The sequence below is a fragment of the Bradyrhizobium sp. USDA 4353 genome, assembly GCF_054063215.1.
Window position 1 is genome coordinate 6,967,081 of sequence record NZ_JBSSGB010000001.1, and the last position, 25,905, is coordinate 6,992,985.

19 protein-coding genes are annotated in these 25,905 nt (G+C 64.2%); 1 reads left to right on the top strand and 18 read right to left on the bottom strand.

Annotation, left to right across the window (positions count from 1 at the left end):
* Positions 1 to 22: 22 nt before the first annotated feature.
* The 13 genes from ACVILH_RS31375 to ACVILH_RS31435 are packed head-to-tail and all read right to left on the bottom strand — an operon-like array spanning position 23 to position 14,001.
* Complete coding sequence (locus tag ACVILH_RS31375) at positions 23 to 322, bottom strand: cytochrome C oxidase subunit IV family protein (RefSeq protein ID WP_456716353.1); 300 nt, start codon at positions 320 to 322, stop codon at positions 23 to 25.
* Positions 319 to 963, bottom strand: a complete 645-nt coding sequence (locus tag ACVILH_RS31380) for a cytochrome c oxidase subunit 3 (protein ID WP_456716354.1) — start codon at positions 961 to 963, stop codon at positions 319 to 321. Before ACVILH_RS31380 ends, ACVILH_RS31375 begins: the two co-directional genes overlap by 4 nt.
* Positions 960 to 2,633: a cytochrome c oxidase subunit I gene (locus tag ACVILH_RS31385; RefSeq protein WP_456716355.1), complete on the bottom strand. Its 1,674-nt coding sequence runs from the start codon at positions 2,631 to 2,633 to the stop codon at positions 960 to 962. Before ACVILH_RS31385 ends, ACVILH_RS31380 begins: the two co-directional genes overlap by 4 nt.
* Positions 2,626 to 3,567 carry a cytochrome c oxidase subunit II gene (gene coxB / locus ACVILH_RS31390; RefSeq protein WP_456716356.1) on the bottom strand — a complete coding sequence of 314 codons (942 nt, stop codon included), beginning with the start codon at positions 3,565 to 3,567 and terminating at the stop codon, positions 2,626 to 2,628. The genes ACVILH_RS31385 and coxB overlap by 8 nt, the downstream gene beginning before the upstream one ends.
* Positions 3,564 to 4,337, bottom strand: a complete 774-nt coding sequence (locus ACVILH_RS31395) for an SCO family protein (RefSeq protein WP_456716357.1) — start codon at positions 4,335 to 4,337, stop codon at positions 3,564 to 3,566. Before ACVILH_RS31395 ends, coxB begins: the two co-directional genes overlap by 4 nt.
* Positions 4,334 to 4,738, bottom strand: a complete 405-nt coding sequence (locus tag ACVILH_RS31400; protein WP_456716358.1) for a hypothetical protein — start codon at positions 4,736 to 4,738, stop codon at positions 4,334 to 4,336. Before ACVILH_RS31400 ends, ACVILH_RS31395 begins: the two co-directional genes overlap by 4 nt.
* The gene (locus ACVILH_RS31405; RefSeq protein WP_456716359.1) at positions 4,728 to 5,798 is read right to left on the bottom strand and encodes a hypothetical protein; all 1,071 of its coding nucleotides are present in this window, start codon (positions 5,796 to 5,798) and stop codon (positions 4,728 to 4,730) included. Before ACVILH_RS31405 ends, ACVILH_RS31400 begins: the two co-directional genes overlap by 11 nt.
* A complete protein-coding gene (locus ACVILH_RS31410) occupies positions 5,795 to 6,322 on the bottom strand; it encodes a c-type cytochrome (protein ID WP_456716360.1) in 528 nt (175 codons plus the stop codon). Before ACVILH_RS31410 ends, ACVILH_RS31405 begins: the two co-directional genes overlap by 4 nt.
* Positions 6,319 to 6,837, bottom strand: coding sequence for a DUF3341 domain-containing protein (locus ACVILH_RS31415; RefSeq protein WP_456716361.1), 519 nt, complete (start codon positions 6,835 to 6,837; stop codon positions 6,319 to 6,321). Before ACVILH_RS31415 ends, ACVILH_RS31410 begins: the two co-directional genes overlap by 4 nt.
* Positions 6,834 to 8,201 (bottom strand): NrfD/PsrC family molybdoenzyme membrane anchor subunit, encoded by a 1,368-nt coding sequence (nrfD, locus tag ACVILH_RS31420; RefSeq protein WP_456716362.1) that lies wholly within the window; start codon positions 8,199 to 8,201, stop codon positions 6,834 to 6,836. Before nrfD ends, ACVILH_RS31415 begins: the two co-directional genes overlap by 4 nt.
* Positions 8,198 to 11,029 (bottom strand): 4Fe-4S dicluster domain-containing protein, encoded by a 2,832-nt coding sequence (locus ACVILH_RS31425; RefSeq protein ID WP_456716363.1) that lies wholly within the window; start codon positions 11,027 to 11,029, stop codon positions 8,198 to 8,200. Before ACVILH_RS31425 ends, nrfD begins: the two co-directional genes overlap by 4 nt.
* Positions 11,017 to 11,670 (bottom strand): cytochrome c3 family protein, encoded by a 654-nt coding sequence (locus tag ACVILH_RS31430; RefSeq protein WP_456716364.1) that lies wholly within the window; start codon positions 11,668 to 11,670, stop codon positions 11,017 to 11,019. Before ACVILH_RS31430 ends, ACVILH_RS31425 begins: the two co-directional genes overlap by 13 nt.
* Positions 11,671 to 11,703: 33 nt before the next feature.
* Positions 11,704 to 14,001, bottom strand: a complete 2,298-nt coding sequence (locus tag ACVILH_RS31435) for an FdhF/YdeP family oxidoreductase (protein WP_456716365.1) — start codon at positions 13,999 to 14,001, stop codon at positions 11,704 to 11,706.
* A gap of 446 nt (positions 14,002 to 14,447) precedes the next feature.
* On the opposite strand from ACVILH_RS31435, the gene ACVILH_RS31440 reads away from it, so the two are divergent.
* Positions 14,448 to 15,212, top strand: a complete 765-nt coding sequence (locus ACVILH_RS31440; protein WP_456717128.1) for a Crp/Fnr family transcriptional regulator — start codon at positions 14,448 to 14,450, stop codon at positions 15,210 to 15,212.
* A gap of 957 nt (positions 15,213 to 16,169) precedes the next feature.
* Here the strand turns inward: ACVILH_RS31440 and ACVILH_RS31445 are convergent.
* The 5 genes from ACVILH_RS31445 to ACVILH_RS31465 form a co-directional block, all read right to left on the bottom strand.
* Positions 16,170 to 19,334 carry an efflux RND transporter permease subunit gene (locus ACVILH_RS31445; protein ID WP_456716366.1) on the bottom strand — a complete coding sequence of 1,055 codons (3,165 nt, stop codon included), beginning with the start codon at positions 19,332 to 19,334 and terminating at the stop codon, positions 16,170 to 16,172.
* 1 nt (position 19,335) lies between these two features.
* The gene (locus ACVILH_RS31450) at positions 19,336 to 20,676 is read right to left on the bottom strand and encodes an efflux RND transporter periplasmic adaptor subunit (protein WP_456716367.1); all 1,341 of its coding nucleotides are present in this window, start codon (positions 20,674 to 20,676) and stop codon (positions 19,336 to 19,338) included.
* A gap of 648 nt (positions 20,677 to 21,324) precedes the next feature.
* Positions 21,325 to 22,542, bottom strand: a complete 1,218-nt coding sequence (locus tag ACVILH_RS31455) for a zinc-dependent alcohol dehydrogenase (RefSeq protein ID WP_456716368.1) — start codon at positions 22,540 to 22,542, stop codon at positions 21,325 to 21,327.
* A gap of 71 nt (positions 22,543 to 22,613) precedes the next feature.
* Positions 22,614 to 24,884: a xanthine dehydrogenase family protein molybdopterin-binding subunit gene (locus ACVILH_RS31460; RefSeq protein ID WP_456717129.1), complete on the bottom strand. Its 2,271-nt coding sequence runs from the start codon at positions 24,882 to 24,884 to the stop codon at positions 22,614 to 22,616.
* Positions 24,881 to 25,900: an FAD binding domain-containing protein gene (locus tag ACVILH_RS31465; protein WP_456716369.1), complete on the bottom strand. Its 1,020-nt coding sequence runs from the start codon at positions 25,898 to 25,900 to the stop codon at positions 24,881 to 24,883. The genes ACVILH_RS31460 and ACVILH_RS31465 overlap by 4 nt, the downstream gene beginning before the upstream one ends.
* Between the last annotated feature and the right edge of the window lie 5 nt (positions 25,901 to 25,905).

Consider the following 25,905-nt stretch of genomic DNA (forward strand, 5'->3'; position numbering starts at 1 on the left):
ACGGCAAGCGGTCGAGCCTCTATCAAGGGCGCGTTAGCACGTCTGCCAGAGCCAGACCGAACATCGCGATCAGAAAGACGAGCCCGGAGATCGCGGCGAGCCGTATGAGCGCTCCCGATTTCGACAGCTCCATGAACAGCAGCAGGACGAGCGCCGACTTCATCGCCGCGATGACGATGCCGGATGCGACCGTGATCCGCCCCATCGGCACATAGGCGACACCGAGGCTCAGCAGGAGCAACGCGAGCAACGCCGCCCAGATGACGAGGTTTCGGCGCCATAATCGGCCCGCGTCGGGCGCCTGTCCGGGACCCACACTCATGACGACCGTCCCGGCAGGTAGATCAGCGGGTACAGAAAGATCCAGACGATGTCGACGAGATGCCAATAGAGCGCGGCAACCTCGAGCTCCGGATTGGCTTGCGTCGGCAGCTCGCGCCGGTAGAACTCCCAGAACAGGCGGCTGACCAGCACGATGCCGATCGAGAGGTGCACGGCATGCACGCCGGTGACCAGCCAATAAAGACCGTAAAAGAGCTGCGCGCCAGGCTGCGGCAAGGCGAAGCCGGTGCCCGGCACCAGGTGCTTGTCGATATCTTCCTTGTACTCGAAACCCTTGATGACGACGAAAGCGAGGCCAAGCAGGGCCGTAGCAAGAAGACAATTCAGGACGAGACGCCGCAGCTGTGCCGGCGACTCTGCGGCCTGCGAGGCCATCGCCATTGTCAGGCTGCTCGTGAGCAGGACGGCGGTGTTGATGGTCCCGTACCAGATGTTCGTCTCGTGCCCTGCGACGGCAAATGCGTCCGGATGCTCGATGCGACAGACTGTGTAGGTGAGCAGGAGTGCGCCGAAAAACAGCATCTCGCTGCCGAGGAACACCCAGATGCCGAATTTGCCGGCCTCACGTTGCCGGTTGAAGTCGAGCCATGGCTCCCTGAGCAGTGCGCTCTCGTCGCTCATCGAGTGTCCCTCGCGTTCTGCACCTCGGGCGCGTCGGTGCCGGCGGACATGCCCTCGGCGTGGTACTCGTAGGGACCACGGTCGACGCGCGGCTGCCGGTCGAAATTTCTTGGCGGAGGCGGCGACGTGGTGGTCCATTCCAGCCCGGTCGCGGCCCAAGGGTTCTTGCCCGCTCGCCCACCGTAGAGCAGCGACCAGGTGAGATAGCCGAGCGGCAGCAGGTAGGCGATCGCGAGCACGGCGGCGCCGGCGGACGACATCACGTTGTAGATCTGAAACTCGGCGGGGTATGTGTGATAGCGGCGCGGCATGCCGAGATACCCCGCGAAGAACTGGGGCAGAAAGGTCATGTTGAAGCCGGCGTACATCAGGATCGCTGCGAACTTCGCCCAGCTCTCGGGATAGAGCTTGCCCGTCACCTTTGGCCACCAGAAGTGCAGGCCGGCGAAGAACGCCGAGACCGAGCCACCGACCATGATGTAGTGGAAATGCGCGACGACGAAGTATGTGTCGGTCACGTGGATGTCGACCGGGATCGAGGCGAGGAACAGCCCGGACAGGCCACCGGTCGTGAACAGACCGACGAAGCCGAGCGAATATAGCATCGGTGACTCGAAGCTGATCTGGCCGCGGAACAGCGAGGCCGTCCAGTTGAACACCTTGATGGCTGAGGGCACCGCGATGATGAAGGACAAAAACGAGAAGATCAGGCTCGCCAACGCAGACTGGCCGGATACGAACATGTGATGGCCCCAGACGAAGAAGCCGATGCCGGCGATGGCGAGCATGGCATAGACCATGAAGTCGTAGCCGAAGATGCGGCGTCGCGCGAAGCAGGGAATGACCTCAGACACCACGCCCATCGCAGGCAGAACCATGATGTAGACCGCGGGGTGCGAGTAGAACCAGAACAGGTGCTGAAACAGGATGGGGTCGCCGCCGCGCGCGGGATCGAAAATCGGCAATCCGAGCACGCGCTCGGCAATCACGAGCAGGAGCGAGATCGCCAGGACGGGCGTCGCGAGCACCATGATCAGGGACGTGGCGTAGATCGCCCAGACGAACAGTGGCAGCCGGAACCAGGTCATGCCGGGAGCGCGCAGCATATGCGTGGTCGCGATGAAGTTGACGCCCGTGGCGATGCTGGCGAAGCCCACCACGAAGACACCAGCCGCCGCGGCGAAGACGTGGCTGTTGGAGAACATCGATGAGTACGGCGTATAGAAGGTCCAGCCCGTGTCCACGCCGCCGGCCAGCAGCGCATAGACGGTGAATGCGCCTGCGGCGATCGTCAGATACCAGCTGAAGAGGTTGAGGCGCGGAAACGCCACATCCGGCGCGCCGATCATCAGCGGCAGCAGGAAGTTGCCGAGCGTGTTCGGTATCGACGGCACGAGGAAAAACCAGACCATGATGATGCCATGGAACGAGAACAGCTTGTTGTAGGTATCGGACGTCAGCAGCCATCCGTTCGGCTCGAACAGCTCGAGCCGGACCGCCGTCACCGCCGCGCCGCCGAGGAAGAAGAAGAAGGTGATAGTGATCGCGTAGAGGATCGCGATCCGCTTGTGGTCGGTCGTGGTCAGCCAGGAGGCGATCGTCGAGCCGTGCCGCAGATAGTCGGGCCGCGGCGGCAGCGGCAGGTCTCCGGCGAGCAATGCGTCAGTCATGAGGCCCCTCCTCCGCGAGCGAGCGGATATAGGCAGTCAGGCTCTGGATCTCGCCATCGTCGAGCAGGCCCTTGAAGCTCGGCATGATTGGTTCATAGCCCGCGACCACGTCGCGCTTCGGCTGCATGATGGAATCTCGGATATAGGCGTCGTCCGCCTTCACCGTGCGCCCGTCCGACAGCTGCACATAGCGGCCGTAGACGCCGGCGAGCCGCGGCGCGTGCACATTCGACGACGGCGCATGACAGCCGGAGCAGCCCTGGGACACGAACAGCTTCGCGCCTTCATGTGCGAGATCATCGCCTTCGGGCTGCTGCACCAGCCATTTGGCATAGTCCTCCGGCCGCATGACGATGATCTTGCCGCGCATCACCGAATGGTCCGTGCCGCAATATTCCGCGCAGAGCAGCGGAAAAACGCCGATCTTGCTGGCCTGAAACCAAATGTCGGTATCACGCCCCGGAACCACGTCCTGCTTGACCCTGAAGGCCGGGACGAAGAACGAGTGGATCACGTCCTGTGAGCTCATCAGCAGGTGAACCGGCTGGCCGAGCGGGACATGCAGCGCATTGATCTCGCGCGCGCCGCTCGGATGCTGCGTCTTCCACATCCACTGCTTCGCGACAACGTGGATTTCCAGCGAGCCCGCGGGAGCGGCCAGGCTGCTGAGATCGGCGGAGCTTGCCCACCAGAACAGGAACAGAAAGCCCAGCAGCGTGGCCACAGTCCAGCCGATCTCGAACTCCCGACGCAGGAATTCCGGCATCGGGCCGCGCTTGGCCGACGATCCCCGGCGGTAGCGGACCGCGAACAGCAGGATCATCCCGAAGACGAGCACGACCGTGGCGCCGGAGAGGAACAGCAGAAAATAGAAGATCTCGTCCACCGTGACCGCGTGGGTGCTCGCTTCCGGCAGACTGAACGGCGAGGTCATGCCGACGCTCCGCGCTTGGAACTGCGCAGCAGCATGAGGACGATTGCGGAGGCGAGAAGCACCACGCTGATCGCCCCCGCCATCCGCAGCACCGTCGTGATACGTCGCGTATAGATGCCATGCACGGCGTCGAAGCCGTAACACAACAGCGCGATGCGCCCGGCCAAGCCGCCGATCCGTCCATGCCCGGCTTCGAGCAGCGCGAGCCGCAGGTCGGTTGGCTGGAGTGCCAGGCTCGAAAGCGTCCGGACGACACGACCGTCAGCGCCGAGGGTTGCGAAAGCCGCCGGATGGGCCACGGCATCGCGGCTGGCGTCGAAGGCATCGTGGTAGCCAATCATCTGAAGCAGCTGACCGATCGACTCACGCGTTCCCGTCAGAACCGAGTTTCCTTCTGTCGCGATCTGGCCTTCAGTGAAGCGTCGGGCATCTTCGATCGTGTCGCGGGGATCGATCCCGACCACCACGACGCTGTAGTCGCGGCCGGCAACGAGGCCCGTCTGCTGCAAGGCGGATCCCGCGATCGTCAGCGCTGGTCCGCAGATCTGCTTGCAGGTGAAATCGGCGGGGATCAGCAGCGTCGGCCGTCCTCCGATGGCTTGGCCGATCGTGACGGTCTCGCCTGCAACATCCTTGAAGGGCAGCCACATTGGGACGCGCGCGCCGGGGGGAGGATCGAAAGCGACGCTGCCGATCTGCTGCTCCGTCAATCCGGCCGACGCGACGCTGGGCCAGACTGCCAGCGCGACGATGAGAAGAGCTCGCCTCATGGCTTGCCTCCGCCTGCGTCAGACGGTGACTGAGAGCGCGTGGTCAGCGGATCATAGGCGTGCTCGCCGCGAGCGGCGATCATCCGCATCGCATCTTCGATCGGCACGCGCGCAAGGCCGCGATCACGGTCGACCCAGCCGTAACCCGATAAATCCTTGCGCTGCGCGGCTTCGAATTTCGCGAGGTCCCCTTGCGGTGTTGTCTGCAGAGTTGGCGCGGGGAACGGACGTTCGTGTCTGGGAGCCAGCGCTCCAGGGACATCGGTATTGAGAAACACCAGAAGTCCCGCCACGGCTGCTGCGACCATCAGCAGGAACCCTCCGACCACCGCCAAGACGATCCGGGTTTCGACCTCAGGCGGCTGCGACATAATGCGGCCGCCCATCTCGTCAGTCGGCATCGCGCACCTCCGTCGAGGCGCCCTCGCCCGCGATCAGCACGGAGGTGATTGCGAGGACAACAAGGACGCCGATGCCGGTCGCAGCAACGGCGCCTTGCGCGACGAACGCCGGCACGATCAGCCACGCCAGATGCAGGATCGTCCCGATCAGCAGCAATGCCCCGACAATGCGAAGCGCCAGACGATTGCGGCGGACGGATTCGAACAACAGCAGCGCGAACGGGAGGACCGCACCGACGATGAAGCTCGCCAGCAGCGTCACGATCTCTGCGCCATGGCTACGCTTGAGGAACCACGCCGCCTTGGCGGGCAGATCGCCGTACCAGGCGACCACGTAGGTCATGTATTCGAGATAGACCACGCCGAGGAGAGTGGCGATCAGCAGCCCGGCTATATCGCTCACGGCCTTGCCTTCGAGCTGAGGCGGCGAGATCACGGCAATCACAGCCAGCGCCGCGAGAATCTGTTGGATCGCGATCATGGACGCGAAAGCAGTAGCGACGTAATGCGGCTCCACCGATAGATACCAATCGACCGCAACGAGGCTGATCATCAGCCCGAAAAACGCCAGTCCGAGCGCAGCCAGGATGCGACCGCCAGCGTCCAGCGCAAACGTCACGCCAAGCACCGACCATCCGATGAGCGCGATCGCCGAGCGCAGAATGAACGCTGGCTGGCTGAGATACCACCGCGCGACATCCGGCTTGATCTGTGTCGGATCGGATGCCCATGGATAGATCTGACCTAGGCTGGCAAGGACCGGCAGGAAAGCGATCGCGACAAGCGGCACCATGGCTGCGAACGGCCGCAGCACCGGGGCGGCCGCCCTGCCCCAACCGCCACCGGTCAGGCGATGAATGAGGAGCAACGTCATGCTGCCGATCGGCACGCAGCTCCAGACCGCGAACGCAAGCAGCCAGCCGCGCGGCAGCGCCGGATGCGATCCCAACAGCCCCGCCACGAGCATGACAAGGCTTGCGAGCACCAATAGCCCAACCCCAGCGGCCGCTCGCGGCCGTCGCAGCGTGCCGAACACATGATGTCCCTGCGCAGCGATCACGGCAGCTTGCTCCTCAGCTCCGGGACGTCAGCGACGTCGACATGTTGTGACTGCTGCAGCGCGCGGATATAGGCGGCGATGGCCCATCGGTCCCGGACGTCGACCCGCGCGGCGTAGGAGTACATCACGCCATAGCCATTGGTGATGACGTCGAAGAAGTGCTGCGCGTCGGCCGCGCGGAGCCGATCGGAGTGATAGGACGGCGGCGCAGGAAATCCGCGTTGAACGATCATGCCGTCGCCGCGTCCCGAATAGCCATGGCAGGGCGAGCAATAGATGTCGTAGCGCTCGCGGCCGCGAGACAGCAGCGCCATGTCGACCGCCGGAGGCTTGCTGGCCGCCTCTGCGGGGGCGAGATCGCCCTGGGCTACCGCACCGGCGGGGATTGGCTGGGCCTCGGTGCCATTCTTGAACAGCGCGGCCTTCGAGAAGGTGCCATAGCGGTTCTGCTGAAACATCGAGTGATCACCGCACCCCGCGAGCACGCCGCACAGAACCAGGGACGAGAGCAGCCGGGCGTTCATGGCGCGCGCACCTCCGTCACCCCGAGCGCGCCGGCATCGCGCAACATCCCTCTCAGTTCCGTCGAGGTGTCCTCGGCTGCTACCAGAAGGAAATAGCGGTCCTGCGTGGCGCGCTCGAAGCCGGGCAAAGCGAACAGCGGGTCGTGCAGCCGAGGCAGGCCGCATGCATAGAAGAACGCGATCACGCCGGACAACGCGGCCGCGAACACTCCCACCTCGAACGGCACCAGCAGAAACACCTGCCAGGAGTTCAGCGGCCTCCCTCCGCTCACGATCGGATAGTTGATGACGGCGCTGTACCACTGCAGGAACAAGGCAAACGCCGCCGTGCCCGCTCCGCCGATCAGCATCACCGGCCGGATCATCGAGCGATCCTGCGCGAGCTGTTCGGCTAATCCTTCGACAGGATACGGCGTGAACGCCTCCAGCGCGGCATGTCCGGCCTCTCTCACGCGTTGCAGGCCGGCCCTCAGCGTCCGGTCGTCCTGAAACTCGGCGAGCAATCGTTCGGTCATGCAGCGTGCTCCTCATGCGCGAGCTCACGCATGTCGAACATGGAGACGCTTGGCACGACACGGACGAAGAGCAGGAACAGGAATGCGAAGAAGCCGAGCGGCGCGATCAGGAACGTCCAGTCCCAGAAGGTGAAGTGAAACGTCCGCCACAGCGAGGGCATGTAGCCGTGCGACAACGTATTCCAGACGATCAGGATACGCTCCAGCCACATCCCGATATTGATGGCGATCGCGATCGCGATCAGGATCGGCAGCGAGCGCCGTGCCGTCGGCCACCACAGCAGCTGGGGGATCGCGCAGTTGCAGGCCAGCAGCGCCCAGAACAGCGGAGCATAGGTGCCGGTGAATTCGAAACGTACGAGCTCGCGGTCGCTGTGCTCTCCGCCATACCAGCCCATGAACCATTCGGTCGCATAGGAATAGAACATGACGATGGAGGCCATCAGCAGCACGCGGCCCATCACGTCGAAATGGCGCCGTGTGATGATGGCCTCGAGTCCGAAGCCCCACCGGATCGCCGCCGCCAGCAGAACCACCATGGCAAAGCCGGAATACATCGCGCCTACCACGAAGTAAGGCGGGAAAATGCTTTCCTGCCAGCCGGGCATCAGGCTGGCAGCGAAGTCGAGGCCGACGATGGAATGAACCGAGCAGACCAGCGGCACGCCAAGCGCGGCCATGGTGGTGTGCAACGTCTGCAGCCGGGACCATTCGCGCGCCGAGCCGCGCCATCCGAGCGCGAAGGCGCCGTAGATCAGCTGTCCCGCACGATACGGCGTGCGGTCGCGCATCGTCGCGAGGTCCGGGATGAGGCTGACATACCAGAACAGGATGGAGAACAGCAGATAGCTGACGATGGCCCAGAAGTCCCACACCAGCGCGCTGCGCCACTGCGGCCACAGCGCCATCGTGTTCGGATAGGGCGCGAGCCAATAGGCATAGATCGGGCGGCCGAGATGGATGATCGGCATCAGCCCGGCGATCGCCACCGCGAACAGCGTCATGGCTTCGGCGAAGCGATTGATCGACGCACGCCATTTCTGGCGGGTCAGCAGCAGCATCGCCGAGATCAGCGTGCCGGCGTTGCCGATTCCGATCCACCAGACGTAGTTGGCAATCGCGACTCCCCAGACGATGGTCGAGTTGATGCCCCAGATGCCGATGCCGCGGTAGAACAGCCAGCCGATGCCGCCGAACAGCCAGATCACGAACGGCAGGCTGGCCAGCAGTGCCAGCCACCACGTCTTGCCGAACCGGGTGAAGACCGGATCGGCGACGGCCTGCGTGACCTCGACGTCGTCAGCCTGCGACGACGCAATCCAGCGATGCAGCCGCGGATCGTGCGGAATGAGCACCTGGCTCATGTCCGTCCCTCCTTCGCTGCGGGGTTACGGATGTCGGCGAGATAGGTGGTGCGCGGACGCGTGCCGAGATGCCCGAGCAATGCGTAGTGGCGCGGATCGGCCTTGCCGCGATTGATCTCCGCGTCCGCCTGGTGCATGTCGCCGAAGCTGATCGCGCGCGTCGGACAGGCGCTCTGACAGGCGGTATGCACCTCGTCAGGGCCGAGCGGCCGGTTGTCACGTTCGGCGGCGCGGCGGGCTCCGCTGATGCGCTGGACACAATAGGTGCATTTTTCCATCACACCCCGGGCGCGCACGGTGACTTCCGGATTCTTCTGCCCGCGATAGGATTCGGCGCCGAGATTGCCGTATTCCTCGCCGTTGGCGTAACCGAAAAAATTGAACCGCCGTACCTTGTAGGGACAGTTCGCCTCACAGAAGCGAGTGCCGATGCAGCGGTTGTAGACCTGCGCGTTCAGTCCCTCGCTATCATGTACAGACGCCGCGACCGGACAGACCGGCTCGCAGGGCGCGTGCTCGCAATGCATGCATGGCACCGGCTGGAAGCCGAGTTGCGGCGCGTCGTTCGCGCCATGGTCATAGGTGTCGACACGCAGCCAGTGCATGTCGCGGCCCATTGCCACCTGCTCGGGACCGACCACCGGAACGTTGTTCTCGGCCTGGCAGGCGACCACGCAGGCATTGCAGCCGATGCAGACGGAGGTGTCGATCACCATGGCCCAGGCGTGGCCGTCATCCGGGCGCACGCTTTGCGGCATCAGGCTGGGTTGATCAGCACTGACGGGCCCCGGCAGCGTCTCCGTCAGATGATGCAAAGGGTAGAGCTCGCGCACTTCCTCCGGCGTACGGACGACATTCTGCGTCGTCAGGATCGGCTCGCGTCGTCCGGTGCGTCGTATCGACACCCGAGGAATCCGCCACGGGCTCTTGGAGTCTCGCAGCTCATAGGCGTTGGCGCCGACGTGATCGCCAATCGCGCCAGCTTTCTCGCGGCCGCCGCCCAGCGAGAGCGCGAGCACGCCCTCGGCGGTGCCCGGTTCGATCACGGCCGCGGCTTCGATCGACCGACCGTTGGCCTGGACGGAGACGATATCGCCAGACGAAAGCCCAAGCCTGGCCGCATCACCCGGACTGACCGCAAGGGCATTGCCCCAGACCTGCTTGGTGAGAGGCTTCGGACATTCCTGCAGCCAGGCATTGTTGGCATATGAGCCGTCCCACAGGCTGGGATCCGGACGCAGCACCAGATCGAGCTCGTCCGCGCGCGTCTCGGCCTGCGTCAGCGTCGGCAACCTCGGCGCTGAGATGGGCACGCGCGCCGCAGCGCTGTCGCTAATGACCCCGTCATGCAGCGCGCGCTGCCACCACGCCTCGAAGTCCTGGGGAGCGCTGTTTTGCCAAGTCTGCCGCACCAGATCGTAGGCCTTTGCGTCGGCTTCGCCGGCGAGCCAGGCGAGCAGCTCATGATCCGAAAAAGTCTCGTACAGTGGCCGGATCAGCGGCTGCACGATGCTTGCCGTACCGTCGCAGGCACGCAGGTCGGACCAGGTCTCGAACGGGTGATTTTGCGGGACGTGCCAATGGGCAATCGCGGCTGTCTCGTCGGCGTAGACGCCCATGTGCAGCCGAAACGCCGCCTTCTGAGCATGTACCGCAAATCCCAGATCAGCCGGCGCGTCATAAGCCGGATTGACGCCGACCATCACCAATTGCCGCACGCGCCCGGCACTGAGATCATCCACCAGCTGCTTCAGCGTGCCGGCCTGCTTGCCCGCGGGCGTCCGATCGGTGGGCGCGACCGGTTGAATCGGGGCATTCAGCTCTGCATTGATCCAGTGCGCGAGCGCGTGCATCTCCTTGGACATCGCCGGCCCAGTCAAGACGAGCGCCTCGCCCTTGTGGGCTTTGAGATCGGTAGACATTTTCTGCAGCAGCGCGCGCTGATTGTCCGGAAGCTCCGAAGTTCCAAGGTTCGCGCCAAGCGTCCCCGCAAGCGCCATGGCGAATTTCTCGATCGCTTCCGGACGTAAGGCGAGCCGCTCATCGGCCTTGGCACCGGTGAGCGTGAGCGCGCTTTCGATGCAGTACAGCCGCGAGAACGAGTCGACGCCGCCGCTGCGACGCGCCGCAAAGCCGCGCCCGTTCCGCATCTGATCGGCGCCATGCCCGAGCGGATCGGCATCGAGCGCGACGATCACACGGGCCTTGTCGAACTCCGGCAGGCCGCGCAGCGGCTGGCCGAACGCGAGTTCGGCTCCCTCGCTTGCGTTGTCGTCGTCGGTGGGGTCGTAAGCATGCCAGGCTGCGTCTGGAAAGGCCTGCAGCAGACCGTCGATCTGCCGCAACAGCGTCGGCGACGTGGTGCGGCCGGTCAGCAGGCGCAGGCCGTCACCGCCCTGCTGCCGCACGCCGGAGAGCGCGGCCGCCAGCGCCTCCCGCGGGGCGATCGCATTGTCCCGCAGGATGGTGCGCGATCGGTCCGGATCATACAGCGACAGCACCGCAGCTTCTGCGAACACGTCGGTGGCGCCAAGGCTGCCGGGATGCCGCGGATTGCCCTCGACCTTGATCGGCCGGCCGTCGATCGACGTCACGATCACGCCGCGTCCGACGCCCGCGAGCGCCAGCGTCGTCGCGAATTTCAGCGGCTCGCCCGGAACGATCCGCTCGGGCATCCTGACATAAGGAATGATCTGCTCGTTCGGCTTGCTGCACGCGGCAAGCCCGCTGGCCAGGCTAGTCGCCAGGAGGCTGAGCGCCTGGCGCCGGTTGAGCCGACTGAGTCCAGGAGCAGCTGGGCGGGTCGGTAACTCCTTTAGCGATGGCATACGGTGCAGTCCGTCAAGTGACCGGTGTTGATGTGATAGCTCGCGGCAAGCTTGGGCCCGATCTCGGCCTGGTTCGGGGGCGGCTGCCACTTCGGATCGAACACCGCCTCGTGCGGCCGCAGATCAGGTTCGGGCGCGCGGTGGCAATCGAGACACCATTGCATCGTGAGCGGCGCCGCCTGCCGCATCAACCGCATCTGCCCGACGTCGCCGTGACAGGTGGTGCAGCCGACGCCCTTGGCAACGTGGACCGAATGATCGAAGTACACATAGGCAGGGAGCCGGTGCACGCGCTGCCAGGAGATCGGCGTGTTGTTCGCGAGGCTCTCACGCACGGGCGCCAGCATCTCCGCATTGGTCCAGATCTGGGAATGGCATGTCATGCAGGTCTCGGTCGGCGGAATGCCGGCGAAGCGCGCCTTCTCGACGGAGGTGTGGCAGTAGCGACAGTCGAGTCCAAGGCCGGAGACGTGATGCTCGTGACTGAACGGCACCGGCTGGTTGCGGGTGATGTTCTGGTCGGTGATGTAAGGCGAGCGCATCACTTCGTAGGAGACGCCGACCGCGAGCACGGGAGCTGCGCCGATCGCTGCCATGATCAGCAGCGCAATCGTATTCGCGCCCGGGCGGAACAGCTGCATTCACTCCCCCTTTCGCAGCTTGCTCCTGCGAGCTCACGCGCGAATGCGGACGGGCACCGACTTGGCGGCGGGTGTCTTGGAATGGATGTCATGGTGGGACAACGGAATGAGCGGATTCATTTCGGGGTAGTACGCGCCGACGCAGCCATCCGGCAGCTTGAAGGATGTGACCTTCAGCGGCCCGACTTCCCGCTCGACGCCGTCATCGGCATCGCTGATCAAAGAGACCATCTGTCCCTCGGAGAGCCCTGCGCGCCGGATGTCTTCGGGATTCATCAGCAGCACATCCCGCGTGCCCTCAATGCCCCGCAGCCGATCGCTGTAGCCATAGATCGTGGTGTTGAACTGGTCATTGCTGCGCATCGTGAGAAGACGATGTCGGCCCGGCGCGTCATCGAACCCCGTGGAGCTCAGCGTCTCCGGCACCGTGAACACGGCCTTTCCGCTCTTGGTCTTCGAGATCCGCTCGCGTGCCGAGTTGCCACGATAGAAACCGCCGGGCGTGAACATGCGCGCGTTGAAGTCGTGGAACTCGTCAGGATAGGTCTCGGCGATCTGGTCGCGGATCAGCCCGTAGTCGCCGACCCAGGCGTCCCACGGCAGCTTCGGGTTCGGCGGCAGGGTCGCCTTAGCGAGCCCGACGACGATCGCGACCTCGGATTTCAGATGTTCGCTCGCCGGCTTGCGCAGGCCGATGGAGCCCTGGATGCAGCTGAACGTGTCTTCCATGGTGACCGCCTGCGGGCCGCTCGCCTGCTCGTCGTGTTCGGTGCGGCCGAGGCAAGGCAAGAGATAGGCGACCTTGCCGTTCACGAGGTGACTACGGTTGAGCTTGGTTGCCACTTGGACCGTCAGCTCGAGGTCGCGCCAAGCCGCCTCCATCTTGGCGCGCTCCGGGATGGCACGAACGAAATTGCCGCCCAGTCCGAAGAACGCCTTGACCTTGCCCGACAGGATGCCCTCGCAGGTCTCGACCGTGTTCATGCCCTTGTCGCGCGGCGGCTCGAAGCCGAACTGCTTGGCATATTTATCGAGCGGCACGAGCTCCGGCTTCTCGGAAATGCCAACCGTGCGTTGACCCTGCACGTTGGAATGGCCGCGCACCGGCGAGATGCCGGTGCCATCGCGTCCGATGTTGCCCTTGAGAAGGAGCATGTTGACCAGCATGGCGACGTTTTCGAAGCCGTGGACATGCTGGGTCAGACCCATGCCGTAGATCCCGATGACGCGATCAGCCTCGACATAGACTTGCGCAGCGCCCTCGATCGCAACGCGGCTCAGACCCGAGGCGGCCTCGATGTCCTCCCAGCACGTGCCACGGACCTTTGCCTCGAAGGCTTCAAATCCGCTAGTGTGCTGCGCGATGAAGGCGGTGTCGAGCACCCTCTTCCCTTCGGCCTTGGCCTTGTCGTCAGCCCTGAACACATGCTTGCAGATGCCGAGGATGACGGCGATGTCGCCGCCGACCTTCACCTGATGATACTGGCTGCTGATCTGCGTCGCCTTGCCGGTCAGCATCTCCGCCGGGTTTTGCGGGTTGACGAACACCTCCAGCCCCTTTTCGCGCACGGGGTTGAACGTGATGATCTGCACCCCGCGTTTCGCCGCGTCCTGCAGCGGATGAAGGAAGCGTGGGCTGTTCGAGCCGGTGTTCTGACCGAAGAAGAACATGGCGTCGCAATTGCTGAGATCCTGGAACACGACGGTCCCGACGCCCTCCCCGATCAGTTTCTTGAGCGCGACGGACGTCGTTTCGTGGCACATGTTGGAACTATCCGGCAGGTTGTTGTTGCCGTAGACCCGTGCGAACAGCGCGTAGAGATAGGACGTTTCCAGGCTGGCGCGGCCGGAGGAGTAGAATATGACCGACTTGGGATCGAGCGCCTTGAGCTGCGCGCCGATGGCCTGGAAGGCTTCGTCCCAGCCGCAGGGTACGTACTGATCGGATGCGCTGTCATAGCGCAATGGATGGGTCAGGCGTCCCTGCTGCTCCAGATCGTAGTCGCTCCAGGTTCGCAGTTCGGCGAGGGTATGCTGGGCAAAGAACTCCGGCGTGCAGCGCCGCGAGGTCAGCTCCCAGAGCGTCGCTTTCGCGCCGTTCTCGCAGAACTCGAACGCGTGATAATCCGCCGGCTTCGCCCAGGAGCAGGATACGCACATGAAGCCCTTGGGCTTGTTTTGACGCCGAAGGGTGTTCAACGCTCCAGGCGAGCTCCATTCCTTGCCGAAGATCCGCGCTATGCCTTCCAGGGAGCCCCAGCCTCCGGACGGGCCATCATACTCCACGGTGCCATCGGGTTCGTAGTCGGAAATCTTCGTGTCCTGCACCATGTCGCGCCGCTTTCAAACACCGCCAGCCCAGCGCCGTTGCAACGTAAGTTCGTCGCACGATGTTCCTGTGGTCGTCTCGGCGTCGATCTTGGAGGTCGACTTCGAAAACAGCCGGGTTTCCAAGGGGATGGCTCTCCCGCGTGGGTGTTGGCGGTGGATGACGGCGGGAAAGTTCGCACGCTAACGCACCAACAATCGTCCGAGCGTACCAAGCTTTGTTGCGCTCCCGCCGCGCGGAGGCACGCCACCGAGGCTCGGCGCTGGGAGCCAGCCTTGTGTCCTGACGCGGAGGACGACGCGGAACGGGCGCCCCCTGTCGACGTTCTTTATCGTGTGCGGGACGGAAAGACTGCGACCCAAAGTGCCGGCCGGAGGTGCCAAGTTCCGCGACCGGCGCGGCGTTCAGTACTTGCGACGTTGCTGACAAGATCAGCTGTGTGACCCAGATGGACCGGCTCGTTAGCGACCAAGCTGCAAGCGCACGGCACAATCGAATCCTGGGTATTTTGCCTGATGATGAACTGAAGTGCGTTCTCACAAAAGCCGAGCGCGTCCGCTTGCGGCCACGTCAGATCCTGCATCATTGGCGATGTTCCATGGAGCACGTCTACTTTATGACGGATGGGCTCGTTTCAGTCGCCGCCAAGGTCGATCACAACCGATTTCTAGATGCCTGGCTCGTCGGAAGCGAGGGGGTGGTCGGCGCAATACTCATGTTGTCTGGAGACGACCATATGCCGCCGCACCGGCGCATTGTCCATGTCGGTGGCAGCGCACTCCGGATCCCTGCGCGCGACTTCCTCCAGTTGGCGGAATTGTTGCCGGCGTTCCGCCACGTTCTCCTGAGGTATCTCGCCGTAGTCATGGTGCAGACATCCCAGGCCGGGGTCTGTAATGCGGTCCATCCCCTCAAGCAGCGACTCGCCCGGTGGCTGCTGGTCGCATGCGAGGTGCTCAACGATCATCAGGTGCCGCTGACACACCAGGTCCTTAGCAATCTGCTGGGCGTGAGACGGGCGAGCGTCACCGAATGCATCAGCGTACTGGAGCAGAATGGAATAATCCGGAACGAACGCGCGCACATCAGCATCACGGATCCCGCGGAGCTCCGAAAAGCCTCTTGCGCCTGCTTCGGGCTGATAGAGCGAGAATACGCACGTCAACTCACCAGCTTGCGTCCTGCACAAATCCGCGCGCCGAACGATTGCTGAAGCGACCCTTTCCTGTTGGCCAAAGTAGCTGCAAGAACCGTCGCGCCTGCTCCTATCACGCGAAAAGCTGAGATCGGGGATGCTGGCCAAGGAAGGAAGGCCCTTTGGCACTCTCGCCCAGGCATCGAGCCAGAGGAGCCCTGATCGAACAGCCGGCGGAGGAGAGACGCGGAACCATCCCGGACGCCGCGACATTGAAGCTTGCCGTCGATCAATCTCACTCTGTAAACCGGGAAAAACTCATGAGCAACGATAACGCGCTCCCGCCGTTCATATATGAAGGGCTCTATCCCGTCGAGGGAAAGGCATCCGCGATTGATTCCTTCGCTGACGTCGTAAGGCGAGCAGCAACTCAGGTGCGACACGCGGTCGACGCAGGACAGAAGCCGGGAATGCCGCTCAGCGTCTTGCGCAACGTCGCCCGCGAGGGCCCCGCTTTCTTCTCTGCTGATAGCGTTTCTTCTCGGCGCGGCTATTGCTAAACGCGGGTGAATGCCGGCCGTCGGCTTTCCCGACACTGTTGAGGAGACATTATAGCTCAAGGCCTCTCCTGGCGCACCGCAGTGTTGGCCTTCAGCTGATCCGTGTTCTTTGAAACAAGATGCTGCCATGGATGGTCCTTCACATAACCGGCTTGGAATTGCGTATCGCAACCGAAAGCTTCCGCTCGACGGGCAAGATCGCGACACCGGATTCCGCGATCAGGTCGGCGTCGGCGTTGGGTGCTCCTTGGTTCAAGAGTTGTGGTTCACACGGAAGAAGTCCGAGACTGGATCTCTGGTGTGCCGATCGTTGTCATTTTCTCAAACCCGACGGCTCCGCAAAGTAACGTCAAAGGGCAGGAGCCCGCACTGTTCCTGCCGTTCTCTGCCTCATCCGGTCCCCGCTCGCAGTTATTTGGCTGGACTTCTTTACGTACTTCAGTGCCCAAGCCAAGTGCTCCAAGCGACTTGAGGTTCAGTGCTCGCCACTTTCACTGTCCCGAGACAAGAGCCCAGTCGAGGATCCCCTCAGTATGGCGCGCTTGCCCCGCTCGCGCAGTCTCTGGAACGTGACATAGAGCATCGGGATCAGGATGATTCCGATCGTGCTGGCGGCGAGCATGCCGCCAAACACCGCGGTGCCGACCGCGCGGCGGCTGATCTGCGCCGCGCCGGTCGCAATGACGAGTGGCACAAGCCCGAGGATGAAGGCAATCGAGGTCATCATCACGGCGCGAAACCGCATCTGGGCGCCGAGCACCGCAGCGTCGACGACATCCCTGCCCTGCTCGCGCTGCTCCTTGGCAAACTCGACGATGAGGATTCCATTCTTGGCGGCCAGCGCGATCAGTACCACGAGCCCGATCTGCGCGTAGAGATCCAGGGTGAGCCCGGCCAGACGAACGGCCACATAGGAGCCGAGGACACCGACGGTGACCGAAAGCAGCACCGGGACTGGAATCATCCAGCTCTCATACAGCGCCACAAGGAACAGATAGGCAAACAGCACGGCGAGTGCCATGATCACGCCGGTCTGCCCAGCCGCCTGCTGTTCCTGATAGGCTGTGCCGGTCCACTCGTAGGAATAGCCGGATGGCAGCGTCCGGTTTGAGATCTCCTGCATCGCCGCGATCGCCGTACCAGAGGAGACGCCGGGCGCCGGACCGCCATTGACGGTGATCGAGCGGTAATTGTTGTAGCGCGTGATGACCTGAGGGCCCTGCACCATCTTGGCGCTGGCGATCGAGCGAAGCGGGACCATCTCGTTGCGCGCGTTGCGGACGTAGATCTGCCAGAGTGACGGGATATCGCGGCGGTCCTTGGCCTCGCCTTCGACATTCACCTGCCAGGTGCGGCCATACAAATTGAAATTGTTGACGTAGATGCCGCCGAGCGTCGCCTGCAAGGTGGTGAAGACGTCGCTCAGATTGAGGCCGAGCACCTGCGCCTTGGCGCGATCGATGTCGAGATAGATCGAAGGATTGCTGGCGCTGAAGGTCGAAAACACCCGCGCCAACCGCGCGTCCTGATTGGCCGCCGCGATCAGGCCGTTCATCACGCTGTTCATGGCGGTCGGGTCCTGCCCTTCCAGCGCCTCCAGCTGATATTCGAAGCCGCCGCTGGTGGAAAGGCCGATGATCGGGGGCAGGTTGAACGGCAGCACGTTCGCCTGCTGGATTTGGCTGCCGGCTGCAGCGGCCTTGGCGATCAGCGCCTGCGCCGATTGCGCCACGCTGGTGCGCTCCGCAAACGGCTTCAGCCGGATCACCATGAAGGCCGCGTTCGGCTCGGCGCGGGCATCGAGCAGCGAGAAGCCTATGATCGACAGCACGTGGTCGACGCCGTCGAGCTTGCGCAGTTCCTGCTCCACTCGTCCGGCCACCTCGCTGGTGCGCGAGACCGACGCGCCGTCCGGAAGCTGTACCATGACGAAGAAGGCGCCCTGATCCTCCTCAGGCAGGAAGCCGGTCGGCGTGATCAGCGACATGCCGAAGATGCCGGCCGCGCAGGCGATCACCAGCACAACGGAGAGAACCGAGATCCGCAGCAGCCGCCGGACGCCGCCGGCATAACGATCCCTCGTCCAGTCGATCCCAGCCAGCACCCGCCGCATGATCCCGCGCCGGGGGCCCGTATGCCGCAGGAACACCGCGCAAAGCGCGGGTGACAGCGTCAGCGCATTCACCGCCGAGATCACCATGGCTGCGCTGATGGTCACCGCGAACTGGCGGAACAGCGTGCCCGAAATGCCGGGAATGAAGGCGATCGGAACAAACACCGAGAGCAGCACGAGCGTGATGGCAATAATGGGCGCCGTAATCTGCCGCATCGCCTTCTTGGCGGCATCGGCCGGCGACAGCTCCGGTTCATCCTCCATCACGCGCTCGACGTTCTCGACGACGACGATGGCGTCATCGACCACGATGCCGATCGCGAGCACCATCGCGAGCAGCGACACCGTGTTGGCGGAATAACCGACCAGCAGCAGCACCGCGAAGGCACCGATCAGGCTGACGGGCACCGCGACGGCGGGAATGATCGTGGCGCGCAGATTGCCGAGAAACAGGAATACGACGATGACCACTAGGACGAAAGCCTCGGCGAGCGTCCGCAGCACCTCGCCAATGGTCTCGCGAACGAAGGTCGTGGAATCGTGCACGACCCGGTAGGTCAGACCCGATGGGAAACGCTCCGAGAGCCGCTGCAACGTCGCCGCCACCGCGTTCGCTGTCGTCACGGCGTTGGCGCCCGGCGCGAGGTAGATGCCGATCGGCACGCCGGACTGGCCATCGATGCGGGCTTCGGTGTCAAGGTTCTGTGCGCCGATCTCGACGCGCGCGACGTCGCTGATGCGCAGCACCGAACCATCCGGATTGGCCCGCAGCACGATGTTGCCGAACTGCTCGGCGCTCGCGAGCCGGCCTTGCGTCTGCACGTTGAACTGGAACTGCTGATCGGGGCCGATCGGCCGGCTACCGATGCGTCCAACCGGCGCCTGCACGCTTTGGCTTCGTATCGCATTGACGACGTCGCTTGGCGCCAGATTGAGGCTGGTCAGCCGTTGCGTGTCGAACCAGATGCGCATTGAATAGTTCATGCGGGCGAACAGGTTGGCTTGCCCGACGCCCGGCGTCCGCGCGATCGCATCGAGGACGTTGATGATAGCGTAGTTGGTGATGAACAGCGGATCCTGTTCGCCATTGGCGCTGTAGAGCACCAGGAACTGCAGCACGGACGATGACTTCTTCTGCACCGAGAGGCCCTGCGCCTGGACCTCGGAGGGCAGCTGCGACAGCGCGGTCTGAACGCGATTGTTGACGTTGACGGTATCGATGTTCGCATCCGACCCCAGCGCAAAGGACACGGTCAGGCTGTAGCTGCCGTCATTGCCGCTGGTCGATTTCATGTAGAGCATCTGGTCGACGCCGACGATCTGCGCCTCCAGCGGCTGCCCGACGCTCGCCTCCACGACAGAGGCCGAGGCGCCGGGGAAGTTGCCGGACACCGTCACCTGCGGCGGCACGATGTCGGGAAATTGCGCGACGGGAATGCGCAGCAGCGCGATGGCGCCGGCGATGCTGATCACGAGCGCGATGACGATGGCGAGCCGCGGACGATCGATGAAGACGGAGGAGATCATGTCAGCGGCCGCTGTTGGACGCGCCGGCGGGCATGCCACCCGCCCCGCTGGCTGGAGGGGCGGCTGTCGGCTTGCCGGTGTCGCTGGTCATGCCGTTGTTGCTGCCGCCGCTGGATGCACCCGTGGCCGCGCCGACAGGCGGGTCTCCGGCATTGCCGCTTCCGGCTGCGTTGAGATTATCGTCGGACATGGTCGCCTGGACCTGCGCGCTCGCCGGCCCCGGCGACACCTTGGCGCCGGCCTTCACGCGCTGCAGGCCTTCGGCCACGACGCGCTCGCCCTTCTCGAGCCCATGCGTCACGCTGGCGAGCGTCGGCGTCGACTGCCCGAGTTGCACGCGGCGCTGCTCGACCGTGTTGTCCGCCCCGACCACGAAAACGTAACTGCCCTGCTGGTCGGACAGCACAGCTGCGCGCGGCACCGCCAGGACCTCCACGGGCTGCACGCCCTCGAGCAGGACCGTGACGAACTCGCCGTCCACCAGTTCGCGGTTGGGCGCTGAGCCATCCTGGCCGGCCGAGATCGGCGGATTGGCGATCTGACCCCGCACGGTGATGGTGTCGGTGTTGGTCGTAATGGTGTTGCTGGCGAAATTGAGCTGTCCGCGCTGATCGTACAGCCGCCCATTCGGCAGACGGATACGGATGGCGACCGCTTCGAATCCGCCCTTCGGCGCGTAGCGGTCGCGCAGCGCCAGCGCCTCGCGCACGGCGATCGGGAACGTCACATACATCGGGTCCTGGCTCACGATCGTCGTCAACACACCCGATGAAGGACTGACGACATTGCCCTCGGTCACCGCCGTGCGGCCGATCTTGCCGTCGATCGGCGCGGTGATGTCGGTATAGTTCAGGTTGATCTGCGACGCCTCGACCTGGGCCTGAGCGGCGTTGATCTGCGCTTCCAGGCTCCGCTGGGTGGCAATGGCCGCGTCGTAGTTGGACTGCAATCCGGCAGGACCGCTGAGCAGCGCCTTCGCACGCTCGGTGGTGAGCCGGGCGTTCTCGAGCGTTGCCTGGAGCTGGGCAACCACCGCCTGCTTCGCGGCGAGGTCAGCCTGGAAAGGTCCTTTCTCCAGCTCATAGAGCTTGTCGCCCGCTTTGACCTCGCCGCCTTCGGTGAACGAGCGTTTGTTGAGAAAGGCCGTGACGCGTGCGACCAAGTCAACGCGACGGACGGCTTCGATGCGTCCCAAAAACTGCTCGGTCTCGGTCATCGGGCGCTCCGCCGCGGCGATGACGCCGACAGCAACAGCACCGCCGGGATTGCCCTGCGCGGCCAGCGAATGCGCCGAGCCCGCCCACAGAATGATCGCGCAAAGCAGGCGGTAGCGTCCCGGCATCGTTTCCCTCCCGCTCGCCCTCGGACCGGTCCCACGCCAGCGGCACTGATAGATCGAGGCGACCCGGCTGCAAACGCGATGCATCAACAAAGGTTCAGAATCTCGGCCGAGCCGAGGTCGTTGATGTTGCCGGAGCGATCAACGCGAGCGGCCGCCACGGCAAGGGTCGCCATGCGTCACCGCACGTGCCAACCCGTTAACACATGTGCGTGCGGAATGATCACTGAGCCTGTAGCAACATGAGGTCAGACCGTCGTTTGATGACCTCTTCACAGCGCGTGAGAGGCTTTGTATGCATGCGGCCCACGACCTGTCGATTCTTTGCGCTAACTGCGCTCTGGCAATCAAGTAGCGGGGGAGATGAGCGTCCCCGCGCGGAGCCCGGAGTAGCGCCAGCATTCGCCCAGCCTACCGAAAAGGCCGTTGCCAGCGAAACGCGGCGCGGGACTTATGCGGCACGCCTTCTTCACATTTCAGCGGCAGACCTAGCCCGGCCATTTCGCGGCGATTCCGCCAGAGCTATGTGACTCGAGTCTCAGTCCGCATGCAGCAATTGCCAAGGATACCGCAAAGCCCCGATCAAGCGTACGGCAGATTTTCTTCAACCGGCGGCAGAAGGGACCAATTGCCCAGAGCCTCGTAGTTGAATTATGCCGCGACGGGCTTCAACTCGACTTTGAGCCACCCCGGCTGACGTGCGTCGAACGCTTCGTAAGCTGAGATCACCGACCCCATGGGTTCGGTCTTGGTCAGGATCTTGAGCGGATCGATCGCGCCAGAGGCGATCAGGTCAAGGAGGTGGGGGATATATTTGCGGTGATGGCAGTTGCCCATCTTGATCGTGAGGTTCTTGTTCATCGCCTCGCCGATCGGGAACTCGCGCTGCGTCGGCGGATAGACACCGATGATCGAGAGCGTCCCGGCCTTGGCGAGCGCCTGCACCGCCCAGTCCAACGCCTGGCCGGGCGCATCGCCCGGCTTGTACGCATGCGCATGCGTCTCGGCAGATTTCGGCTCCACGGCATGCGCGGCGGAGTCGAGCGCCGTCTCGAGGTCTTCCTGGACCGCCCCCGCATCATGGTGAGGATGTTCGGCGTCGACGCCGACGGCATCGATCGCGCGATCCACCCCGATGCCTCCTGTCATCTCGACGATCGTCTGGACCGGATCTTCGTTGTCGAAATTCACGATCTCGGCGCCTTGCTGCTGCGCCATCTCGAGCCGATCGGGATGGTGGTCGACGGCAATGATGCGGCCCGCGCCCATCAGCCGCGCGCTGGCCATCACGAATTGCCCGACCGGGCCGCAACCAAATACGGCGACCGTCGAGCCTTCATGGATGTCTGCGAGATCGGCACCGAAATAGCCGGTTGGGAAGATGTCGGACACGAGGATCGCCTGATCGTCGGTGACATTCTCGGGAATCTTGACCATGCCGATGTGAGCGTAGGGAATCCGCGCCTTCTCGGCCTGTAGTCCGTTCCAGGGCCCGGTCGGTCCCGGGCCGCCAAAGAAGGCCGTCCCGGCACGCTTGCCATGGGGATTGGCGTTGTCGCATTGCGCGAAGTAGCCTGCGCGACAGTATGAGCAGCTGCCGCAGGCGATGGTCGAGCCGATGACGACACGGTCGCCCGGCCGGAAGTTGCGGACCATGGGTCCGACCTGCTCGACGATCCCGACACCCTCGTGGCCGAGGATCGTACCGGGCTCCATGCCGGAAAACGAGCCCCGGACGAAGTGGAGATCGGTGCCGCAGATGGCCGAGGCCGTAAGCCGGACGATGGCATCGGTCGGCTGCTCGATCGTGGGATCGGTGACTTCCTCGAGCCGGATGTCGCCCTTGTCGTGATAGACTACCGCCTTCATGCCAGCTCTCCGTGTGCCCGAGACATTCCCCGGGCAACGGGAGTTCGAGGGCGCCGTTCCTATGCGCCACGCTACAGCAGATCTTCGATGCGGATCGGCAGCCGGCGAACACGCCGGCCAGTGGCGTGAAACACAGCGTTGGCAATCGCCGCATTCATGCCAACGATCCCGATCTCGCCAATGCCTTTGATTCCGAGCGGATTCACGTCGTCATCGCTTTCAGGCAGCATCAGCACATCGACCTTGCACACATCGGCATTCACCGGGATGAGATACTCGGCAATGTTGTTGTTGACGTAGCGCGCGGCGACGGGATCGATCTCCGTCTTCTCCTCCAGTGCGGCCCCGAGGCCCCAGATCATGCCGCCCATGAACTGGCTGTAGGCCGTCAACGCATTGACGATGGTCCCACAGGCGAAGGCGCCGACCATCCGCGGCACGCGGATCTCACAGGTGCGACGATGGACGCGCACCTCCACGAATTGCGCGCCGAACGCATAGGCGGTGACTTCCTGGCGGCTATGGCCGCGCGACATTGGAGGCTGGCCGCTGTAGAGCTGAGCGAGTGCCTCGGGTTTGAGACCGGTGGGGATGTTCTCGGCATAAGCCTCGAGCGCGCCGGGGCTTAGCCGCTTCAAGGCGTCCGACAGCTGTTCGCTCGCCCCGCCTGGTCCGACCAGCCTGCCCTGCTGCAAGCGGAGGGCGCGCGGATCAGCCCCCGCGAACATCCCGCTATTGGTGGTTGTCGCAGCCCGGATGATCCGCTCGCTCAGCTCGTCACACGCCTTGCCGATCGCATGCGAAATCGTCGCCGTATGGCTGGAGCCAGCCGCAAGCGAAGCCGGTGGCAATCTCGTGTCGCCGAGGTCGACCTGCACATCCCCGACGTCCAACCCGAGCTTGTCAGCGGCAATGATCGCCGCGACCGTATAGGCGCCGGTGCCGATGTCATGCGCGGCAATCTCGACCCTGGCCTGCCCGTTTGGCCGCAACATGACGCGAGCGGCGGTCGCAGCGATGTTCGCTGGATAAGCCGCGCTGGCGCAGCCCCAGCCGACCAGCCAGTCGCCGTCCGCCATGGAGCGCGGCTTCGCATCGCGCTTCGCCCAGCCAAAGCGCTCGGACGCCTCGTCAAAGCAGCGCAACAAGTGCCGACTCGAGAATGGCAGGCCGGTGACGGGGTCCCGCTCCGGCTCGTTGCGCCTCCTGAGTTCGATCGGATCGCACCCGATGCGATGGGCCAGCTCATCCATGGCGCATTCCAACGGGAACATGTAGGGCGTCTCTGGTGGAGCGCGCATGAAGCCGGGCGTGTTGCGGTCGGCGTGAACGACGTTGACCTTCGTCTTCACGTTCGGCGAAGCATACATCCGCGCGGTCGTCTCGTTACCGGAAACGTTGTAGTTGCTCGGCCGGCTGGTGACCTCCCAGCCCTCATGCCTGACCGCGTCAAGGATGCCATTCTTAGTGGCGGCGAGTTGGAGGTGGTGACGGGTTTCGGCACGGTAGGTTGCGATCGTAAAACCCTGGCCGCGGGTCGCGACCAGCTTCACGGGGCGGTTGATCCGTCGCGCGGCGATCGCGATCCATGCCGTGCGGGCCGTCGCCCCTCCCTTCGAGCCGAACGCGCCACCGATGAACTTCGAAATGACCCGGATCTGCTCGGGCGCGACGCCGATCTGCTGGGCCACGTTGCCGCGGAGCCCGTAGACGAACTGGCTCGGCTCCCAGATCGTGAGCTGGCCGTTGTCCCACGCGCATGTGGTCGTGAACAGCTCGATCGCGTTGTGGTGCTGGGTCGGCGTTTCGTACCACTCGTCGACGACGACCTCAGCCCTGGCGAGCGCGGCGTCCACATCGCCGACGTCATAGTCCTTGTGCTCCCCGGCCTCTCGAATATGCGCCTCGACGCCAGGACTGTCGAAGGTCGGGCTCGGCGGCTCCTCGTCGTAATCGACACGGATCCTGCCTGCGGCCTCACGGGCGATCTCGAAGCTGTTGGCGACGACAACCGCGATGATCTGCCCGTCGTGCCAGATCCGGTTGTCCTGCAGCGTCGTCGTCGTGCCGCCGCCCGTCATCATCTTCGGCGGCTTGGCCTGCTGGCCGACATTCTCGAACGTCAGGATGTCGAGCACACCAGCGAGATTGCGCGCCTCCTCCAGGTGAAAGCGAGCGATGTGGCCGCGCGCGATGCGGCTCGTGACCAGGTGGGCATAGGCCGCATTGTGAAGAGGCTCGTCCGACGGGTATCGCGCATGCCCCGTGACTTTGGCGCGGCCGTCGATCCGGCGCGTGGCCGTACCGAGCGGTCCGGTTGGGATCTGTTCCGGACCGCTCATGCGCTCACCTCCAGCTCGGCTGTTTCCAGCAATGCACGCACGAGCGTGCGGCGGCCGAGCTCCGGCTTGAAACCGGTCTCGCTGTGGACGACGGCGCCAGCGAAGGCCGCCTCGGCAGCCTCCTGGGCAGCGCTCTCGTCCAGCACGCGTCCATTCAGCACGGTTTCGGCCTCGACGGCGCGCCACGGCCTGGCGACGAGCCCGCCAAGCCCGATCCGGGCCGAGCGGACGCGACCATCGGCGGCCAGATCGAGTGCCACCGCTGCAGACGCCAAGGCGAAATCATAGGAGGCGCGGTCTCGCACCTTCACGTAGCGCGATCGGCGGGTCCAGCGGCCGGCAGGAATGCGGATCGACGTGATCAGATCCGCCGGTTGCAGGTTGATCTCCAAGTGCGGCGTGTCGCCAGGGCTGCGATGCAAATCCTCGAACGCAATGGTCCGCGGCGCGGCGGCCGAATCGAGAATGTCCACTTCAGCACCGAGCATCACCAATGCAATCGCGAAGTCGCCCGGGTAGTTTGCGATGCAATGCTCGCTGACCCCGAGCACCGCGAGCCGGCGATTGACACCTGTGATCGCCTGGCATCCCGAACCCGGTTCACGCTTGTTGCAGGCCTGCCAGCTCGTGTCCCGATAATATTGGCAGCGGGTCCGCTGCAGGACGTTGCCACCGAGCGACGCCATGTTGCGCAGCTGGGCGCTCGCGGCCAGCCGCAGCGCGTCCGCGATCACCGGGTAATCGCGGCGGATGATCGGGTGATCGGCGGCCTCCGACATGCGCACCATCGCGCCCAGACGCAGCCCTCCTTCATCGATCTCTATCGCACCCAGATTGCTTCGCAGCGGCTTGAGGCTGACGAGCATTCGTGGTGTCAGAACCTCCAGCTTCATCAGATCAAGCAGGTTGGTTCCACCCGCCAAATAGCGCGCGCCCGACTGCGCGCGGCTCGCGTCCCGACTCTTTCGAATGGCATCCGAAGGATTGCCTGCAGTCTGGAGCTCGAAAGGGCGCATCAGAG

Bases quoted from the DNA above. Each gene is read 5' to 3' on its own strand.
- coxB (WP_456716356.1), bottom strand. From the start codon at position 3,567: ATGACCTCGCCGTTCAGTCTGCCGGAAGCGAGCACCCACGCGGTCACG.
- ACVILH_RS31410 (WP_456716360.1), bottom strand. From the start codon at position 6,322: ATGAACGCCCGGCTGCTCTCGTCCCTGGTTCTGTGCGGCGTGCTCGCG.
- ACVILH_RS31440 (WP_456717128.1), top strand. From the start codon at position 14,448: ATGGACCGGCTCGTTAGCGACCAAGCTGCAAGCGCACGGCACAATCGA.
- ACVILH_RS31465 (WP_456716369.1), bottom strand. From the start codon at position 25,900: ATGCGCCCTTTCGAGCTCCAGACTGCAGGCAATCCTTCGGATGCCATT.
- ACVILH_RS31385 (WP_456716355.1), bottom strand. From the start codon at position 2,633: ATGACTGACGCATTGCTCGCCGGAGACCTGCCGCTGCCGCCGCGGCCC.
- ACVILH_RS31460 (WP_456717129.1), bottom strand. From the start codon at position 24,884: ATGAGCGGTCCGGAACAGATCCCAACCGGACCGCTCGGTACGGCCACG.
- ACVILH_RS31395 (WP_456716357.1), bottom strand. From the start codon at position 4,337: ATGAGGCGAGCTCTTCTCATCGTCGCGCTGGCAGTCTGGCCCAGCGTC.
- ACVILH_RS31415 (WP_456716361.1), bottom strand. From the start codon at position 6,837: ATGACCGAACGATTGCTCGCCGAGTTTCAGGACGACCGGACGCTGAGG.
- ACVILH_RS31445 (WP_456716366.1), bottom strand. From the start codon at position 19,334: ATGATCTCCTCCGTCTTCATCGATCGTCCGCGGCTCGCCATCGTCATC.
- ACVILH_RS31430 (WP_456716364.1), bottom strand. From the start codon at position 11,670: ATGCAGCTGTTCCGCCCGGGCGCGAATACGATTGCGCTGCTGATCATG.
- ACVILH_RS31455 (WP_456716368.1), bottom strand. From the start codon at position 22,542: ATGAAGGCGGTAGTCTATCACGACAAGGGCGACATCCGGCTCGAGGAA.
- nrfD (WP_456716362.1), bottom strand. From the start codon at position 8,201: ATGAGCCAGGTGCTCATTCCGCACGATCCGCGGCTGCATCGCTGGATT.
- ACVILH_RS31435 (WP_456716365.1), bottom strand. From the start codon at position 14,001: ATGGTGCAGGACACGAAGATTTCCGACTACGAACCCGATGGCACCGTG.
- ACVILH_RS31425 (WP_456716363.1), bottom strand. From the start codon at position 11,029: ATGCCATCGCTAAAGGAGTTACCGACCCGCCCAGCTGCTCCTGGACTC.
- ACVILH_RS31450 (WP_456716367.1), bottom strand. From the start codon at position 20,676: ATGCCGGGACGCTACCGCCTGCTTTGCGCGATCATTCTGTGGGCGGGC.
- ACVILH_RS31375 (WP_456716353.1), bottom strand. From the start codon at position 322: ATGAGTGTGGGTCCCGGACAGGCGCCCGACGCGGGCCGATTATGGCGC.
- ACVILH_RS31380 (WP_456716354.1), bottom strand. From the start codon at position 963: ATGAGCGACGAGAGCGCACTGCTCAGGGAGCCATGGCTCGACTTCAAC.
- ACVILH_RS31400 (WP_456716358.1), bottom strand. From the start codon at position 4,738: ATGCCGACTGACGAGATGGGCGGCCGCATTATGTCGCAGCCGCCTGAG.